Source organism: Vibrio sp. R12-SG2-ISO1 (assembly GCF_059834045.1).
Window position 1 is genome coordinate 41,000 of record NZ_JCBDGO010000004.1, and the last position, 15,496, is coordinate 56,495.

Annotated in this window: 14 protein-coding genes; 5 read left to right on the forward strand and 9 right to left on the reverse strand. The window is 49.8% G+C overall.

Annotated features, from left to right (window positions below):
* Nucleotides 1-208: 208 nt before the first annotated feature.
* On the forward strand, nt 209-409 hold the full coding sequence (locus tag AC6R10_RS04105; protein ID WP_334551694.1) for a hypothetical protein: 201 nt from the start codon (nt 209-211) through the stop codon (nt 407-409).
* A gap of 296 nt (nt 410-705) precedes the next feature.
* Nucleotides 706-3,180 (forward strand): bifunctional diguanylate cyclase/phosphodiesterase, encoded by a 2,475-nt coding sequence (locus AC6R10_RS04110; protein ID WP_500671539.1) that lies wholly within the window; start codon nt 706-708, stop codon nt 3,178-3,180.
* Nucleotides 3,181-3,248: 68 nt separating this feature from the next.
* Here the strand turns inward: AC6R10_RS04110 and AC6R10_RS04115 are convergent, their stop codons facing one another.
* From AC6R10_RS04115 to ugpB, 9 genes are all read right to left on the reverse strand, one after another.
* Complete coding sequence (locus tag AC6R10_RS04115) at nt 3,249-4,247, reverse strand: MBL fold metallo-hydrolase (protein WP_500671540.1); 999 nt, start codon at nt 4,245-4,247, stop codon at nt 3,249-3,251.
* Nucleotides 4,248-4,264: 17 nt separating this feature from the next.
* Nucleotides 4,265-6,184, reverse strand: a complete 1,920-nt coding sequence (locus AC6R10_RS04120) for a TonB-dependent receptor domain-containing protein (RefSeq protein WP_500671541.1) — start codon at nt 6,182-6,184, stop codon at nt 4,265-4,267.
* Between the two features lie 129 nt (nt 6,185-6,313).
* A complete protein-coding gene (locus AC6R10_RS04125) occupies nt 6,314-7,252 on the reverse strand; it encodes a LysR family transcriptional regulator (RefSeq protein ID WP_334551691.1) in 939 nt (312 codons plus the stop codon).
* 177 nt (nt 7,253-7,429) lie between these two features.
* Complete coding sequence (locus tag AC6R10_RS04130; protein WP_500671542.1) at nt 7,430-7,594, reverse strand: hypothetical protein; 165 nt, start codon at nt 7,592-7,594, stop codon at nt 7,430-7,432.
* Nucleotides 7,595-7,734: 140 nt separating this feature from the next.
* Nucleotides 7,735-8,556: an HAD-IIB family hydrolase gene (locus AC6R10_RS04135; protein ID WP_500671543.1), complete on the reverse strand. Its 822-nt coding sequence runs from the start codon at nt 8,554-8,556 to the stop codon at nt 7,735-7,737.
* Entirely contained in the window at nt 8,549-9,649 is a 1,101-nt protein-coding gene (locus AC6R10_RS04140; protein WP_500671544.1) for a sn-glycerol-3-phosphate import ATP-binding protein UgpC, read from the reverse strand. The genes AC6R10_RS04135 and AC6R10_RS04140 overlap by 8 nt, the downstream gene beginning before the upstream one ends.
* Before the next feature lie 3 nt (nt 9,650-9,652).
* A complete protein-coding gene (gene ugpE / locus AC6R10_RS04145; protein WP_500671545.1) occupies nt 9,653-10,501 on the reverse strand; it encodes a sn-glycerol-3-phosphate ABC transporter permease UgpE in 849 nt (282 codons plus the stop codon).
* Nucleotides 10,501-11,382, reverse strand: a complete 882-nt coding sequence (gene ugpA / locus AC6R10_RS04150) for a sn-glycerol-3-phosphate ABC transporter permease UgpA (RefSeq protein ID WP_487901580.1) — start codon at nt 11,380-11,382, stop codon at nt 10,501-10,503. Before ugpA ends, ugpE begins: the two co-directional genes overlap by 1 nt.
* 53 nt (nt 11,383-11,435) lie before the next feature.
* On the reverse strand, nt 11,436-12,743 hold the full coding sequence (gene ugpB / locus AC6R10_RS04155) for a sn-glycerol-3-phosphate ABC transporter substrate-binding protein UgpB (RefSeq protein ID WP_334551685.1): 1,308 nt from the start codon (nt 12,741-12,743) through the stop codon (nt 11,436-11,438).
* Nucleotides 12,744-13,022: 279 nt separating this feature from the next.
* Between ugpB and AC6R10_RS04160 the strand changes: the two genes are divergently transcribed.
* From AC6R10_RS04160 to AC6R10_RS04170, 3 genes are all read left to right on the forward strand, one after another.
* A complete protein-coding gene (locus AC6R10_RS04160) occupies nt 13,023-13,781 on the forward strand; it encodes a glycerophosphoryl diester phosphodiesterase (RefSeq protein ID WP_500671571.1) in 759 nt (252 codons plus the stop codon).
* Nucleotides 13,774-14,514, forward strand: coding sequence for a DeoR/GlpR family DNA-binding transcription regulator (locus AC6R10_RS04165; protein WP_500671546.1), 741 nt, complete (start codon nt 13,774-13,776; stop codon nt 14,512-14,514). The genes AC6R10_RS04160 and AC6R10_RS04165 overlap by 8 nt, the downstream gene beginning before the upstream one ends.
* A gap of 95 nt (nt 14,515-14,609) precedes the next feature.
* Nucleotides 14,610-15,488, forward strand: coding sequence for an AEC family transporter (locus tag AC6R10_RS04170; RefSeq protein ID WP_487901582.1), 879 nt, complete (start codon nt 14,610-14,612; stop codon nt 15,486-15,488).
* Nucleotides 15,489-15,496 lie beyond the last annotated feature (8 nt).

The window sequence follows — 15,496 nt, forward strand, 5'->3', positions numbered from 1 at the left end:
TCATAGTTAGCCTTATTGGGCTTAATACCTCATGCTTTAGCTCCCCAAACTGGTGCGCATGCACCCAAGTACGCACCAATAAAGTGAAATTAAATTACATAAAATGAATCTTCCGTGACATTAAAAATTAGTTGTTGATCACATTTAAACAATGAACTATGTTATTTACATACAAACATGTAATTTAACTACAACGAGGGAGTTGGGTATGTTATCAGTGATTAAAAATCTATTCGTTCACGATAGAGACTACGCAGGTCGCGACATCGACCTCGTCATCGAACGCCTGGCGGCGCAAACGAAAACCGACCGTCACGCGTGGTCTTACTTACAAGACCTGTCCGTTTACGAAAACACCACCAGCGGCATGCGCGTGTATCCGCATGAAGTGGCAAAATACGCCGCATAAACGGCGCGCTCAGTCGAACATCGACATTCACATCTCAATAGGCCTCATCGCGAGGCCTATTTTTGTTTCCCTTGTTACACAGTTTTCTTGTCAAAAGGTGACTCCTCGGACTACTCATTAAGTATCATTTCATATAGGTTGTTATCAAAGCGGCGACTCAACTTATGAGTGACTCTATCGGTGACGCGATATTACGCATAGTCAGCGAGACATCGCCCTAGAAAGAAGTGAACCATCGTATCTAGGACACAATCAGTGGCTTGATGCGCGGTGTAATAAGAATAAAGTGGTTGTCTATGTATAGTATTTCGCTTTGTGTTCGCTCCAACACTCAGCTAGAGAAACATCTCAAAAAGCAGGAACTTGGCTTTTCTTCTGCGATTCTCATCCAGTTATTTTCCAGCCAGTCCCCTAAGACGGTTCAAGGGCTTTCTCGTACCTTGCACAGCAAATGGCCGGATGCGGTGATTATCGGCGCCAGTGCCCAGCACGTGATCCACGATGGGGTCATAGAGCGCGGAGCGACACAGGTCGTGATCACGCGATTTGATCACACCACCTTGACCTATGCATCAGCGCCAAACGCCAGCGGTGCACGAGGCGGAGAGTCACTGTCTCACTCTCTATCCCTGAGTTCAGAGACCAAGGCCATACTCTGCTTCGTTGATCGACTGACGGCAAAAGGCAACACCTTCTTCCGCTGCTTTGATTACAGCGCCATCCCCGTCGCGGGCGGCGCCTCAACCATCACCGAGAAAGGCCGCTGGGTGCTGCTCAACGGCGAATGTTACCAAGAGTGCAGCGTCGCGGTCGCGATTCACAGCCCTAAGCTTCACGTTTGGCGCTCAGCGTTCAGTGAGTGGAACGCCATAGGTCAGAGATTTAAAGTAACCCAAACATCCGACAACACCGTCTATACGCTCAACCATCAAAACATTACCGAGTTGTACCAGCGCTACTTAGCCGATGGGCAGCAACTGCCGCAACAAAAACTGATTGATTTCCCGCTCATTAAGGGCGACCCAACCCATCAAGATGTCTATCTGCCGCTGTATGTGGATGAAAATGCGGGTTTGGTGTTTGATAAAGCCCTTAGCGTTGGCGATGAAGTTCAGTTTTGCTATGTGCACCCCGAACTCACCATTCACCAAGTCCAAGACAGCGCTTACCACCTGGCTCAGCAGCAACCCGATGCGATCTTTGTCTTTAACTGTACGTCTCGACTGGACTTTATCGAGGGCAATCAAGAGTTAGCGCCACTGCAACAAGTCGCGCCGACGTATGGATTTTATTGTATGGGCGAGCTCTATAAAGAGGCGTCCACGCAAGAGATTTTGCACCACAGCATGACCTACCTTGCCATGCGAGAAGGTGACGCCAGCGGCCCGGTACCGTCGCTCACACTCGATAGCACCTCCAGTGTATCGCCGCTGTTTTCGATGATCCGCAACGCGTTTGCTGATTTGGACACGCGCCATCTGCAAATGCAGCACAAAATTCAATCCCAAGCCGAGGAGTTGGCATCGAGTTATCGCATTGACCACACCACAGGATTGCCGAACCGCTCTGTTCTTCGTCAACAACTGGCAAAAATCGGCGACGACCAAGCGCTGTTTACACTCAAATTAGCCAATCTCCCCGAAATCAATGAGAAATACGGCTACGCCATTGGTGATCGTCTGCTGGTGCTTCTGACCTCTTTTTTCATCGACAATCTGGATGATGTCTTTGCGGACAACGCCACCTTGTATAGCCTTGGCGTGGGTGAATGGGCGACCATTTTTACCCTTGATAAACAGATAGACAGCGTGCGCGAGCGCTATTACCGTGCCATCAAACAGATAGAACATTTCGATCTGGACCACCTTGGCATCGTGGAGACTGACCACATCGCCGTGTCCATCTGCGCAGGTGTGGTGTATCGCCGTGACTTCCCACACTGTAGCCCGGATGAGCTGTTGTTTAAATCGGTCGATGCGCGTCGCTACGCAATCAAACATCACCGCTATTTGTATAACGCCAGCAACTTGATTTCTCAAGACCAAGAGCGTCAGATCCGGTTGAAACAGTTATCTGTCGCGAACAGTGCCATCAATCAACATCAAGTGGTGCCGTTTGTTCAACCGATCTTTGAGGCAAAAACCCGTGAGCCCGCATTCTATGAGTGTTTAGTACGATTGCAGCATCAAGGTGAGATTGTCTCTCCTGGCTTGTTCTTACCGCATATTCAAGGCACGCGTCTCTACACCAAGATGAGTCGTCAAATGATCAAGCACACCTTTGCCAAAATGCGCTTGAATAATGATATCTTCTCATTGAACCTCTCTCCGCAAGATCTCCTCGACGACCGAACGCTGGCCCTGTTAGAACAAGAGGTGCATAGCCTTGCTGACCCGAGCCGCGCCGGCATTGAGATCGTCGAGTCCGAGCAGATCCGCAACTTTGCACGCATGCGTGAAGTGTGTGACCATTTTCGCGCCATGGGCGTTGCGATCATTGTGGACGATTTTGGTTCTGGTTATTCCAATTTGGATGAGATCATTAGGCTCGAGCCGTCAGTCATCAAACTCGACGGCAGTTTAATTCGCACCATAGACCAAGACGCCAAACAGCGAAAAATCGCCTCGCAGCTAGTCCGCCTGTGTGAAGTCTTTGACGCCAAAACCGTCGCAGAGTTTGTGCACAATGAGCAGGTATGCCAAATCGCCACGGACATTGGCATCGATTATCTGCAAGGGTTTCATTTAGGTGAGCCAAGAGCGCTGAATTAAAAGGCGCTCAATAAACATACCAACGCGCACCAAGTGCTCAACTTGGTGCGCGTCTGTTCAAGGGTCTTTTACTGCTGCTCAGCGCGAATTCGTAGTACTTGTGCGTAAGTACAATCTCCGAGCATATCGTAAGCATGAATCGCCGCCTGCCCCATGACGAAGGGATGAGGCTGATTAGCCTGACGATTAGGTAAATCTCGCAACATTTTTTCGGACGAGCCATCGCGTGTGGGATGATTGGACAGGTAAATATCCGCGCCAGCCTCTTTTGCAATCTGTTTAAAACGCTGAGCGGCCTGACTGTAGGCAAGGATTCTCTCTTCATCAGGACCATAATTGAGCCCTGTTCCGCCCCACAAACTGACGATGTGTTGTTCACCGTTGTCGTATACCGGGAAAATTAGCGACATCGTACCCGGCGTGTGACCCGGAGTCAGATAAATGCTCACTGTCGTCTCACCTAAGGAGATGGATTCACCGTCGGCTACTGTGATGTCACGTGATGGTTTCTTACCCCAACGAGGACTGGCAAAGTCTTGCACTGGCTGCTCCAGACGCGTCCACTCGACATCGGTCATCACCAAGCGTGGCTGGTAGTGCTCGACGAGGTATTCTTGTCCACCATAGTGATCGCCATGACCGTGCGTAATCAGCAAATACTTGATTGAATTGGGATCCAAACCCAACTCAATCAACCCCGCTTCAATATATTGCTTAGCTTGCGCGTTGTTATTTAACGCATCGACTAAGATAATGCCGTCACTGGTTGTAATGGCCCAACTGGATACACCACCCGTGCCGATGTAGTAGAGGTTATCAAACACCTGTGTCGGTGGGATGGGCTCAGAGCGCCCCTTGCCGCTTTTCTTTTCTTTGCGCTTCTGTTCGCTGTTCACTGTGCGAATCGCCATATTTCGAATCGGCGACTCAAGATCGCAAATATTGGTCAAGCCAGGAAACAAGTCGGCGTATTGCATACCTTTATGCGCATACTCTTGCGCGGTGGGTTCACTGGCATGGGCGCAACATGCCAATGCCATTAGAGTAGTCGATGCTAGTGCTTTCATTGGTTGCTCTTGTCCTGTTAAAAAGTGGTGTTAACCGCCAACCAGTAACGACGCCCGTCTTCAACATAACCATACTCATCCACTGTTGTTTCTTGATCAAACAGGTTGTAAATGCCTGCCATCAACTTAACGTTGTCTGTCACTCGCCAATTTGCTCCGAGATCAACATAGGTGATAGACGGTGCTAACGTACGCGTGCTGGTACTGGTAATGTTGTCTTTCTCACGGCTTTGATAATTGACACGTAACCACGAGTTAACGTCATCGCGAATCGCCCAATCACCATTGGCAGAAATAAGATGCTCTGGTGACTGCACAAGCGGCAATCCATTGTCCTCGTCATCGGTCTTTTTCTCACTATGGGTATAGGTGTAACTCGCGCTGACTTTAATCGTGCGCGTCAAACTTTTTGCCACAGAACTTTCTACACCGTAAGTGTTAGCCTCATCAATATTGACGTAGGTGCGATCGCAGCGTCTGCGGTCGGTACAACTCGGGTCGACAAAGTCGTTTTCAATTTTGTCTTTAAACTCGCTATAAAACAGAGTGACATTCGCCGATAAATCCGCAGTATCAACAAAATAGAGACCCACCTCGGTATTCATCGATGTCTCAGGCGATAGGTCTGCATTACCATACACATCGCAACGGCCGTTACAACTAGGCTGAGCCCAGTCTTCATCCATTTCTGTGAGTGTCGGCGCTCGGTAACCTGTCGATACGCCCCCTTTCAGTGTCCATTCAGGAGCCAGTGACCACACCCCGTAGACTCTCGGGCTAAAGTGACCATCAAAAATATCATTTTGGTCATAACGAAGACCCAACGTCAGTGCAAAGTCATCCGTCAAGTACCACTCGTCTTCGGCAAACAGCGACCACTGCTTGTTTTTAGACGCCAGTGCGTTGCTGTCGTCCGTCAACTCTTTCTGCTCAAAGGAAGCGCCCAAGGTCAAGTAATGTGCAGCAAGGGGTAAGCTCCACTGTGTGTTGAGTAAACTGTTTTCAATTTCTTTCTCAGCACCGTTGTTACGTACTGTTTCTGTGCTGATAAACGTGGTGCCACTGCCCCATTGATAATTACCCGAGTGAGTCCCAGCCAGTGATTCACGTTGATATTCACGCTCAGCGACTTGTGACTCGCGTGACACTGACTTATCAAGCGTCGTGACACGCTCTTGATCATGCTGAGTGTATTCAACCGAAAAGGTATCTTCATCAGTCGGGGTCAAATGCACCGCAGCACGGTAGTTGTCGAGCGTCTTACCCGCATAACCACCTTCTATTTCATCCTCTTTTCGCTCTTGGTAAAGACCTGTTAGCGATACACTCAGCAGATCTGGAATCACTGGGCCCGCAAGATACAACTGACCTTGATAGCCATTGCCTGAACGAGAATTCTCTTGCAGCGTCGTCTCCACTTGCAGACTGCCGTGCCACTCTTGGTAGTCTTTACGAGTGATAATGTTGATCACACCGCCCAGTGCATCGGAGCCATATAGAGTAGACATTGGGCCACGTACCACCTCAATACGCTCAATCGCACTCAGAGGTGGAAGCCAATCTTGCTCGGTAAAGGTACTGCCGTTGGTCTGCGTTTCACGACCAGACTGCTTACGGCCATCCACTAAAATCACTGTGTATTCTGAAGGCATACCGCGGACGGAAATATCTTGACCATCACCGCCACCGGTCACGGTCACACCCGGGATGTCTTGTAATGCATCAGTAAGATCCTTATAGGCGCGGTTCTCGATTTGAGCACGGTCGATGACACTAATGGAAGCCGGCGCTTGAGTCACGGTTTGCTCGTAACCTGCCGCAGTGACAACTAGGGTTTCCATAGAAGAGTTGTCATCGGCGAAGGACGGCATGGATGTCACTGCCGCACTGGCGATCGCCAACGCAACAGGACGAAGAGAAAATGGGCAAATAGACATAATGGTATTTCTTAGACATATAATTGATAATCGTTCTCAATTTAATATCTAATGAAAATGATTCGCAACTACATTATCATCAATAATGGCGAATGCCATTATCCCATTTATGCATAACGATCGGCCTTTTTATGCAGATGTGTGCTCTACGTCAAACAGATCCTTAAAGATGCCGCGAACCCAAATACACATAGGGTCATCATGAAAACGCTTATGCCAATACAAATAGACATGTTGGAACGCCAATCTCAACTCTGGCGGTACTTCTCTCGCAATCAGGCGCGTATCTTGGCATGCACGCTGCGCGTACGGGGTTGGCAGGTGGAAAACAATATCGCTGGTCGCCGCAATATCTGGAGCAGCATGAAAGTTCGACAGTTGCACCGGAATCGACAAGCGATTCTTTTTGTCCACTAACCCAAGTTCCATAAATTTATGCTCAAAAGAGAGGGTTTTCTCGCCCTGCAACGAGATTTGACCAAAGCTACAGCTCAACAAGTTTTCGGCCGTTAATACCTCATTGGCCAGTGGATGCGATTTACTCATCAGCAAGCGAAAATCTCGCTTGGAGACCAGTGCACGATAAAGATTTTGGTCGCCGCTGGCGGGCTCATGTGACGAGAGTGCAAAGTGCACGTCGCCAGCAATTAGAGCCTCAAAGTGACGCTGCGGCGTGGTATCCAAACTGACGATCATATTGGGTGCACGCTGTCGGATTTGTGCGATAACAGGCGGCATCAAAGTATTGATTTGCGGTTGCAAACCAAAGAAGCGAACGGTGGTTTCGATGCTACTGGGATCAAAAGACTGCTTATGAACAAGCGTTTCCAAGCTATTGATGATGAGATTGATGTCTTGTTTAATGCTGTCGGCTTTGGTGGTTAACTCATAACCCGAATTGGTGCGCACCAACAACTCATCATCAAACAGCGTTCGCATTTTCTGCAAAGCTCGACTGACCGAAGATTGGCTGATGTTCATCGCCAAAGCAGTATTCGAAACGTGCTTCTCTTCGAGTAAGTTTTTCAAAATCAGCAGCGAGCTAATGTCGACCTGGGATACATTCATGCTTGGACAACTCTAGAGTCAAAATTCGTCTTAGTCCGCTAGGGTAATCTTTGCTAAGAGAAATGTCAGGAATAAATTGAGCAAACCATGACAGGGACACTCGCCCTCAAGAAGTCAATACCATTAAGCCCTGCCTTAACGCAGGGCTTAATCCGTACAGGGTCATCGCCTCGCCGGTTACTCACCAAAAACTAACAGCTCCGCCGCGTCATTTGATGGGTTGGGGGTCGATTGAGCAGCACTGTAGTGACCGTTGCTCTCTAGATTGGTTTGATTGCTATAACCGGATGTACACGCTGCCAAGGTTATACACCCCAAAATCACCGCTAATGTTTTCATCATTTGTCCCTCTTAGTGACCGTCTTTATTGCTCCTTTTTAATCTAGCTAGTCCCGGCGATAGGCGCGAGTCGTTTTACCGAACCTTACCCTGCTTGACACAAAATGACAAAGCGAGGCGAGATCTTAAGATTGGAGGGGGTTCTACCGCGCATTTTCACTCCGCTTAGCCAGCGCAATTCGCTCTGCCAGCTCAGCAAAGCCAAACCCGCCGTTTGAGTCGGTGATCCACTTCGGCCGGTGATTGAGCTGACTCAGAACATGGCGAATGTTGTGCACGCCAAAGGTCGTCGATAGCCACTCGAACATCCCTTCATCGTTAAGTGAGTCACCCACGTAGGCGATATTTGACAACGCCGGAAGTTGGCCATGATTGTGCGCGCGAAGATAGGCTTCACTGCTGGTGCGCTTAGTGTGCTGACCCAACCAAGCGTTGATGTGAATCGAGCTTTGTGTCGCATTGACGACTTGCCCGTCCACTTCAATAGCGCGAATGTCAGCCAGCAGTTGTTCACACAACGCTGTTGATAATGGAGTACGCTCTTGGCCTGTGTTGACTGCGACATCGCAGTAACGAAACGCTTGATCGCTGGCAAACGTTACGTCTGGGTAATCACGCAGCCGCTCGGCAATACGCTCGATTAACGCTCTCTGCTGGCGCTTCATCTCATCCAAAGGCGTAAGCGTGTGGGTGATGAACCCGCTCTCACTGCGGCGCATCCAAAACGCGCCGTTTTCACCAATCACACCATCGAGCGGCCAGAGTTTGGCCATTTGATCGCACCATCCAGCGCAAGCACCCGTGACACCCACCACTTTCACGCCGACATCACGCAGAAGCGTTAACGCATTCAGCGTTTGCGCAGGCAGTTGTCCTTGCCAGGTTAACGTGTCGTCGACATCGGTGAGCAACCAGGTGATAGACGCGAGCGACGCTTGATTAGCGCTAAGCAACGAATCAGGCATTCACCACCTCTTGATGGCGGCCTTCGGTCAGTGAAATGCGCTTCGAGGTGTTGGCATCAAAAAGATGCAGATGCTCGGGTTTGATGTCGACACCAAAGCTATCACCGATGGCGATTTTGCTATGACCTTCGACCCGCACCACCAAACGCTGCGCCTCTTCGTCTAGCGTTTTACAGTAGAGCAAAAGATCAGCGCCCAGCGCTTCGATCAACTCGACTTCAACGTGGAACCACGGGTTATCATCGCACAGCTGCAAGTGCTCCGGTCTGAGCCCAAGCTTAACATCGCCCAGATTCAGCGATGCGGTCTCTAGCGGATAGAGCGCCTGAGCCAATTCAATACCATCAATGGTCACACTCGCATCAAGAATATTCATGGAGGGTGAACCAATAAAAGTCGCGACAAAAAGAGAAGCCGGGTAGTCGTAGATATCAAGGGGTGTGCCCACCTGCTCCACGTTCCCTTTGTTCAATACCACTAGCTTGTCGGCCAAGGTCATGGCTTCGACTTGATCGTGGGTGACATAAATCGATGTGGTCGCGAGACGGCGTTGCAGCTTTTTGATCTCCAATCTCATCTGTACGCGCAGCTTGGCATCGAGATTCGACAAGGGCTCATCAAACAAAAAGACTTTCGGTTTACGAACAATCGCTCGCCCCATCGCCACGCGTTGTCTTTGCCCACCAGAGAGTTGACCAGGTTTGCGATCCAGTAAGTGATCCAACTCGAGCATTTTAGCGGCCTCATTCACCAAAGCGTCAATCTCTGCCTTCGGTGTTTTTCGGTTGCGTAGCCCATAAGCCATGTTGTTGTAGACCGTCATATGCGGATACAAGGCATAATTTTGAAACACCATTGCGATATCTCGCTCACTCGGCTCAAGCGCATTGACGATGGTGTCATCGATAAACAGGTCCCCAGAGCTGATCGCTTCCAGGCCGGCAATCATGCGCAGTAGCGTCGATTTGCCACAGCCACTTGGCCCCACTAAGACCACCATTTCGCCATCGTGAATGGTCAAATCGACACCATGAATCGCTTGGTATCCGTTCGGGTAGCATTTCGCCACGTTATTGAGAGTAAGTGTAGACATGAATTATTTCTCCGAATCAACCAGACCTTTGACAAACGCTTTTTGCATCGCCAGCACCACAATGACTGGTGGCAACATGGCAATAATGGTCGTGGCCATAATTTTGTTCCATTCAATGACCCCATCGACAACACCCAGCATCTGCTTGATGCCCATCACTATGGTGTAGTACTCGATGTCGGTGGTGATCAGTAACGGCCATAAGTATTGGTTCCAGCCGTAAATAAAGGTGATGACAAACAGCGCCGCGATGTTGGTGCGAGAGAGCGGCAGTAATATGTCAAAGAAAAACTTAATCGGTCCTGCGCCATCAATGCGCGCCGCCTCCACCAACTCACTTGGCACCGTCATAAAGAACTGGCGGAATAAAAAGGTCGCCGTCGCACTGGCGATCAGTGGGATGGTTAAGCCATAAAACGAATTGAGCATGTTGAGGTTAGTGACCACCTCAAAGGTCGGCATAATGCGCACTTCTACTGGCAGCATTAAGGTGAAGAAGATCATCCAAAACGCCAACATTCGGCCCGGAAAGCGAAAAAAGACCACCGCATAGGCTGACAAAATCGAAATGGTCAGTTTACCAACGGTGATGCACAGTGCCATCACGAGGGAATTCAACAACATACCGGTAATCGGCAGTGCTGTATTATTGACTTGGCTTGCATTACTCAGCAGTTCGCTGAACACGCTGAAACCTAGGTCGCCAAACCAAAGTGGCGTTCCTGTCGCAAAGGCGGTGTTTTCATGGGTGGTCGCCACCAGCGCAATCCAGACTGGTAGTGCAATCGAGACGATGCCAGCCACCAACACAAAGTGGCAAAATAGAGTGAATAAGGGTCTGCGTTCTACCATCAGTAAGCCACCTTCTTCTCAACGTACTTAAATTGGAACACGGTTAACGTCGCGACCAACACCATTAACACCACCGACTGCGCAGCCGACGATCCTAAGTCCAAACCAATAAATCCATCGTTGTAGACTTTGTACACCAATGTCGAAGTGCTGTTGCTCGGACCGCCTTGCGTCATCGCATGGATGATGGCGAAGGTGTCGAAAAAGGCATACACAAAGTTAACGACCAATAAGAAGAAACTCGTAGGCGAAATCAATGGGAAGCTGATGGTGAGAAAACGCTTTACCGGCCCACTGCCATCGATGGCCGCTGCTTCAATTAATGAACGGGGGACGGACTGCAACGCCGCTAAGAAGAACAAAAAGTTATAGCTGATCTGTTTCCATGTAGAGGTGATGATCACCATCCACATCGCGTGGGAGCCATTAAGTGTCGGGTTCCAATCTACCCCTATCCACTGAAGGAGTTGGCTAGCTACGCCGATCGTTGGGTCAAAGAGAAACAGCCACAAAGAGCCCGCCACCACAGGCGCAACGGCATAGGGCCAGATCAGAAAGGTACGATAGAAGGTACTGCCACGAACGATATGCTCGGCAAACGCCGACAACACCAACGCACTGACCAGCGCTAGCACCGCTACGCTGAGACTAAATTGGAGCGTCGTGAATAACGAATCGAGATAATACGGATCGTGAAGCAGCTTTTCGAAGTTTTCCAAGCCAACAAACTCACGGCTCATCCCAAACGCATCTTCCAGTTGAGATGATTGAAAAATCGCTTGCCCGGCTGGCCAGATAAAAAAGACCAGGGTGATCACCAGTTGCGGGGCGATCAGCGCAATGGGCAGCCATTTATGTTTAAAAATAACAGGCGATGACATAGATAATCCAGATAGAAAAAGGCGGAGCACACTCGCTCCGCCAAACGAGGGTATTACTTTTGCGTGCGCTCAAAGCGGCGCAATTGCTCATCACCACGGCTTACCGCATTGTTCAATGCTGTTTTCGCCGTCGCTTTACCAGACCAAACGGCCTCTAACTCTTCGTTGATGATATCGCGCGTTTGCAAGAAGTTACCAAAGCGAATGCCTTTGGAGTTGACCGTTGGCTCAACCGACGTCATCTGTACAACAGCAGTGTCAGTGCCTGGGTTCGCCTCATAGAAGCCTTGGCTCTTGGTCAACTCATAGGCAGCCTTAGTGATCGGTAGATAACCGGTAAACTGGTGCCAATCGGCTTGAACTTCAGGGCTAGAGAGATACGAGAAGAACTTCGCTACCCCTTTGTACTCTTCATCAGAGTGACCACGCAGTACCCAAAGCGAGGCTCCGCCGATAATGGTGTTTTGCGGTTTGTCGACCAGTTCCGCGTCATACGGCAGCTGCGCTACACCGACGTCAATGCCTTTCATGTTCTCTTTAATGCCCGCTAGCCCCGCCGACGAGCCCATGGTCATCGCACACTCTTGGGTGTAGAACAGTGGCATACCATCGGATTGACGACCGCCGTACTTAAAGATCCCTTCTTTTGACCACTCGCCCATTTTCTCAATGTGCTTCACAAACGCCGACTCATTGAACTTGAACTGGGTATCTAGACCATCAAAACCATTGCTGTTGTTGGCGACGGGGACATTATTGCGAGCACCGAAGTTTTCTATTTGCGTCCAAGATTGCCAAGTGGTGCTAAAGCCGCACTTAGCGCCCGATTCGATCAGCTTGCGTGAGACGGTTTCCATCTCTTGCCAGGTTTTCGGTGCCTCTGTAATGCCCGCTTTTTCAAACATCGCTTTGTTGTAGTAAAGCACAGGCGTTGAACTATTGAATGGCATCGACAACATTTGGCCCTCACTGGTGGTATAGTAACCCGTCACAGCGGAGAGGTAGTTGTCTGGATCAAACGGCTCTTTGGTGTCTTCCATCAACTGGTAAACCGGGTAGATGGCCTGCTTGGCACCCATCATGGTTGCGGTGCCGACTTCAAAAACCTGCACAATGGCTGGCTGCTCTTTCGCACGAAATGCCGCAATCGCACCTGTCATGGTTTCTGCGTATGAACCTTTGTATACAGGTTTGATTTCGTAGTCATCTTGACTGGCATTAAAATCCGCCGCTATTTCATTGACCTTTTTACCTAGCGCACCACCCATGGCGTGCCACCATTCCACTTCTGTTTTCGCTTGAGCTTGCGCACTCAGTAGTGCTGCGGTGACGGCCAAACCGGTCAGGTGTTTGATAGACATAATGGTTCCCTTATGTGAGTCTTACTTGCGTAAAGTCCTAGTGTGGTTAAACCTCAGCGGATGTTCACTTCTCTTTCACATTCGCTGCTTCAGAATTCAAGTGAACATTAATTAGCAAAAGTTACGCTGAGATGACACTTAAATGAACATAAATGAAACTTAACTTTCGGTTGAATGTCAGTTTGGGGTGTCATCAAACGGTCACATGAAGATGACAAAGTTCGTTTGAAACAAAATGAACATAGACAGTGAATAACAATGACAACACTCCCTACCCTTATCCCAACCATGGCCCATCGCGGCCTCTCTAGCCTTGCGCCAGAAAACACACTCGTCGCGTTTCAGCGTGCCGTTGAATTGGGCTGCCAGTGGATAGAAATCGACGTCCAACTGAGCGCCGATGATGTGCCCATGGTGATTCATGACCACACGGTGAACCGCTGTACCAACAATAAAGGTAAAGTGAGTGAATTGACGTTACAGCAACTGAAACAACTCGATGCCGGGTTGTGGTTTGCTGATGAGTTTGAAGGGGAACCGATCCCTACCTTATCGGAAACATTGGCCTTGACCCAAGCGGCCAACGTCAACCTTAACATTGAGCTCAAACTCTACCCTCACACGGACATTGATCGCCTGTGCCATCACGTCGCTGAGGTGATCAATGAGATGGGTATAAACCCTCAAACCCTGCTCTTTTCGAGCTTTAGCACCCATGCCTTGCAATGCATAAAACAATATCTACCCGATGTGCGTCGCGGGCAATTGTGGCAAAGCATTCCCTATGACGCGGCGTCGGTCCTGACTCAAATTGATGCCTACAGCGTGCACTGCGACTACCGCTTTTTGACACAGGCGCAAGCCAAAGCGATTAAGCAGATGGGTTATCAGCTCTACTGCTACACCCCCAACTTTCCCGAATTAGTTGAGCCACATCGCTTATGGGGCGTCGATATGATGATCACCGACGTGCCTCAGCGCTATACTCAGCGTAACGAAACTCACACTGGTGCCGAACGCCACGCTATTCATGGATAATCTTTCACTCCGCCAACACGCGATCATTGAGCGCATTCATCAACAGGAATATTGTTCGATTGATGAATTGGCTCAGCAGTTTGATGTCACGACACAAACCATCCGCCGTGACATCAACGAACTGTGCAACCTAGGCTTGACCCGTCGTCACCACGGCGGTGTCAGCTTACCTGCCACCCTGAGCAACCGTAGTTACACCTCACGACGCATGACGAATGCCAAGGACAAACACGCCATTGCCGAGCGCGTCGTGCAGCATATTCCCAATGGTTGCACTCTGTTTTTGGGTATCGGCACAACCATCACCGCGATTGCAGAGCAGCTTGGGCATCACCACGAGCTACGTGTGGTGACCAACAACTTTGAGGCGGCGCATATTCTCTCCCAGTTTGAAGAGGTGGAAACCTGGATCCCAGGCGGGCGCATTCGCAGCAATGATCGCGATGTGGTGGATGATAAAGTCGCCGACTTTTTCGCTCAGTTCAGTGCTGACATTGGTATTATTGGCTGCGCAGCGGTCAGTGATATACGCAGTGGCCTAGAGAATACAGAAGTGACGCAGTATGTGATGGAGCACGAATTGCGGGAGGCGCGTGTCAGCCAAGCGATATTGGCCCATTCAGAGCAACGTTGGTTAGTGGCCAACGACAGCAAATGGCAGCGGTGCGCCAATACCAAAGTCGCGCCATTGGAATATTTTGATCGCATCTTCAAAGACAGCAAACAAGCCTAACCTGCTCTAGGTTTCACCCTCAAGATGGGTTAACGTAGAAACATTGTTTTGTTTTTTTCAGTTAACGAGGCCGTTAACTCAGTGCAAGGAAAGCTATGGTCGAGCAGGTTGTTGGCATTCTTTTCCCCGTCTTTGCGTTGGTATTGATTGGGTTTTCTGTCGGGCGTTGGTTAAAACCAGACTTCAAACCGATCAACCGCATCAACATGGACGCTTTCACCCCCGCGTTGGTGTTCTCTTCTTTGGTGGCGATGCCTCTCGATACCAACCAGTTGCCCCTTTTGAGTGCGTCACTCATTTCAGTTTTATTACCCGGGCTATTGATGATCCCAATTTGCGCCATCAGTAAACTGCGCTTTAAAGCCTGGGCGCCGCCACATATGTTTCGCAACAGCGGTAACTTGGCGATCCCTCTTTTTACCTATACGTTTGGTGAGACGGCGCTGGCGCCTGCGGTTCTGCTGTTCGTGGTCTCCGCCTGCTTGCACATTAGTATCGGCTTAGCGCTGCTGAGTGAAGGCAACCCAATCAAACAAGTGGTCAAAATGCCGATTTTTCTGGCGGCCAGCGCAGCGCTTTTTCTCAACCTAAGTGGGATTGGTGTGTGGTCCCCTTTGTATGAAGCGACAGTGTTACTCGGTCAAGCCGCGGTACCCGTGATGCTGCTCTCTTTAGGGGCGCAAATGTGTCATATGCGTTTGAGTGGATTTCGTATCGGTGTGCTGTGCACGCTGCAATCCTTGTCGACGGGTGCAGTGGCGTTTGCCGTCATCTATTGGTTTGTGCCGCTGCCGACTTTGGAGCTGCAAATGATGGTGCTGTTTACCATGTTGCCACCAGCAGTTATGAACTATCTGTTTGCCGAACGTTTCGGGGTTGAACCGACGAAAGTGGCGTCGATGGTGCTGTTTGGTAACTTCTTCAGTTTGATCACTCTGCCCCTGCTGCTGACATTCGCCTTATCTCTGGGTTAACTGCTTAT

Bases quoted from the DNA above. Each gene is read 5' to 3' on its own strand.
- AC6R10_RS04105 (WP_334551694.1), top strand. From the start codon at position 209: ATGTTATCAGTGATTAAAAATCTATTCGTTCACGATAGAGACTACGCA.
- AC6R10_RS04110 (WP_500671539.1), top strand. From the start codon at position 706: ATGTATAGTATTTCGCTTTGTGTTCGCTCCAACACTCAGCTAGAGAAA.
- AC6R10_RS04115 (WP_500671540.1), bottom strand. From the start codon at position 4,247: ATGAAAGCACTAGCATCGACTACTCTAATGGCATTGGCATGTTGCGCC.
- AC6R10_RS04120 (WP_500671541.1), bottom strand. From the start codon at position 6,184: ATGTCTATTTGCCCATTTTCTCTTCGTCCTGTTGCGTTGGCGATCGCC.
- AC6R10_RS04125 (WP_334551691.1), bottom strand. From the start codon at position 7,252: ATGAATGTATCCCAGGTCGACATTAGCTCGCTGCTGATTTTGAAAAAC.
- AC6R10_RS04130 (WP_500671542.1), bottom strand. From the start codon at position 7,594: ATGATGAAAACATTAGCGGTGATTTTGGGGTGTATAACCTTGGCAGCG.
- AC6R10_RS04135 (WP_500671543.1), bottom strand. From the start codon at position 8,556: ATGCCTGATTCGTTGCTTAGCGCTAATCAAGCGTCGCTCGCGTCTATC.
- AC6R10_RS04140 (WP_500671544.1), bottom strand. From the start codon at position 9,649: ATGTCTACACTTACTCTCAATAACGTGGCGAAATGCTACCCGAACGGA.
- ugpE (WP_500671545.1), bottom strand. From the start codon at position 10,501: ATGGTAGAACGCAGACCCTTATTCACTCTATTTTGCCACTTTGTGTTG.
- ugpA (WP_487901580.1), bottom strand. From the start codon at position 11,382: ATGTCATCGCCTGTTATTTTTAAACATAAATGGCTGCCCATTGCGCTG.
- ugpB (WP_334551685.1), bottom strand. From the start codon at position 12,743: ATGTCTATCAAACACCTGACCGGTTTGGCCGTCACCGCAGCACTACTG.
- AC6R10_RS04165 (WP_500671546.1), top strand. From the start codon at position 13,774: ATGGATAATCTTTCACTCCGCCAACACGCGATCATTGAGCGCATTCAT.
- AC6R10_RS04170 (WP_487901582.1), top strand. From the start codon at position 14,610: ATGGTCGAGCAGGTTGTTGGCATTCTTTTCCCCGTCTTTGCGTTGGTA.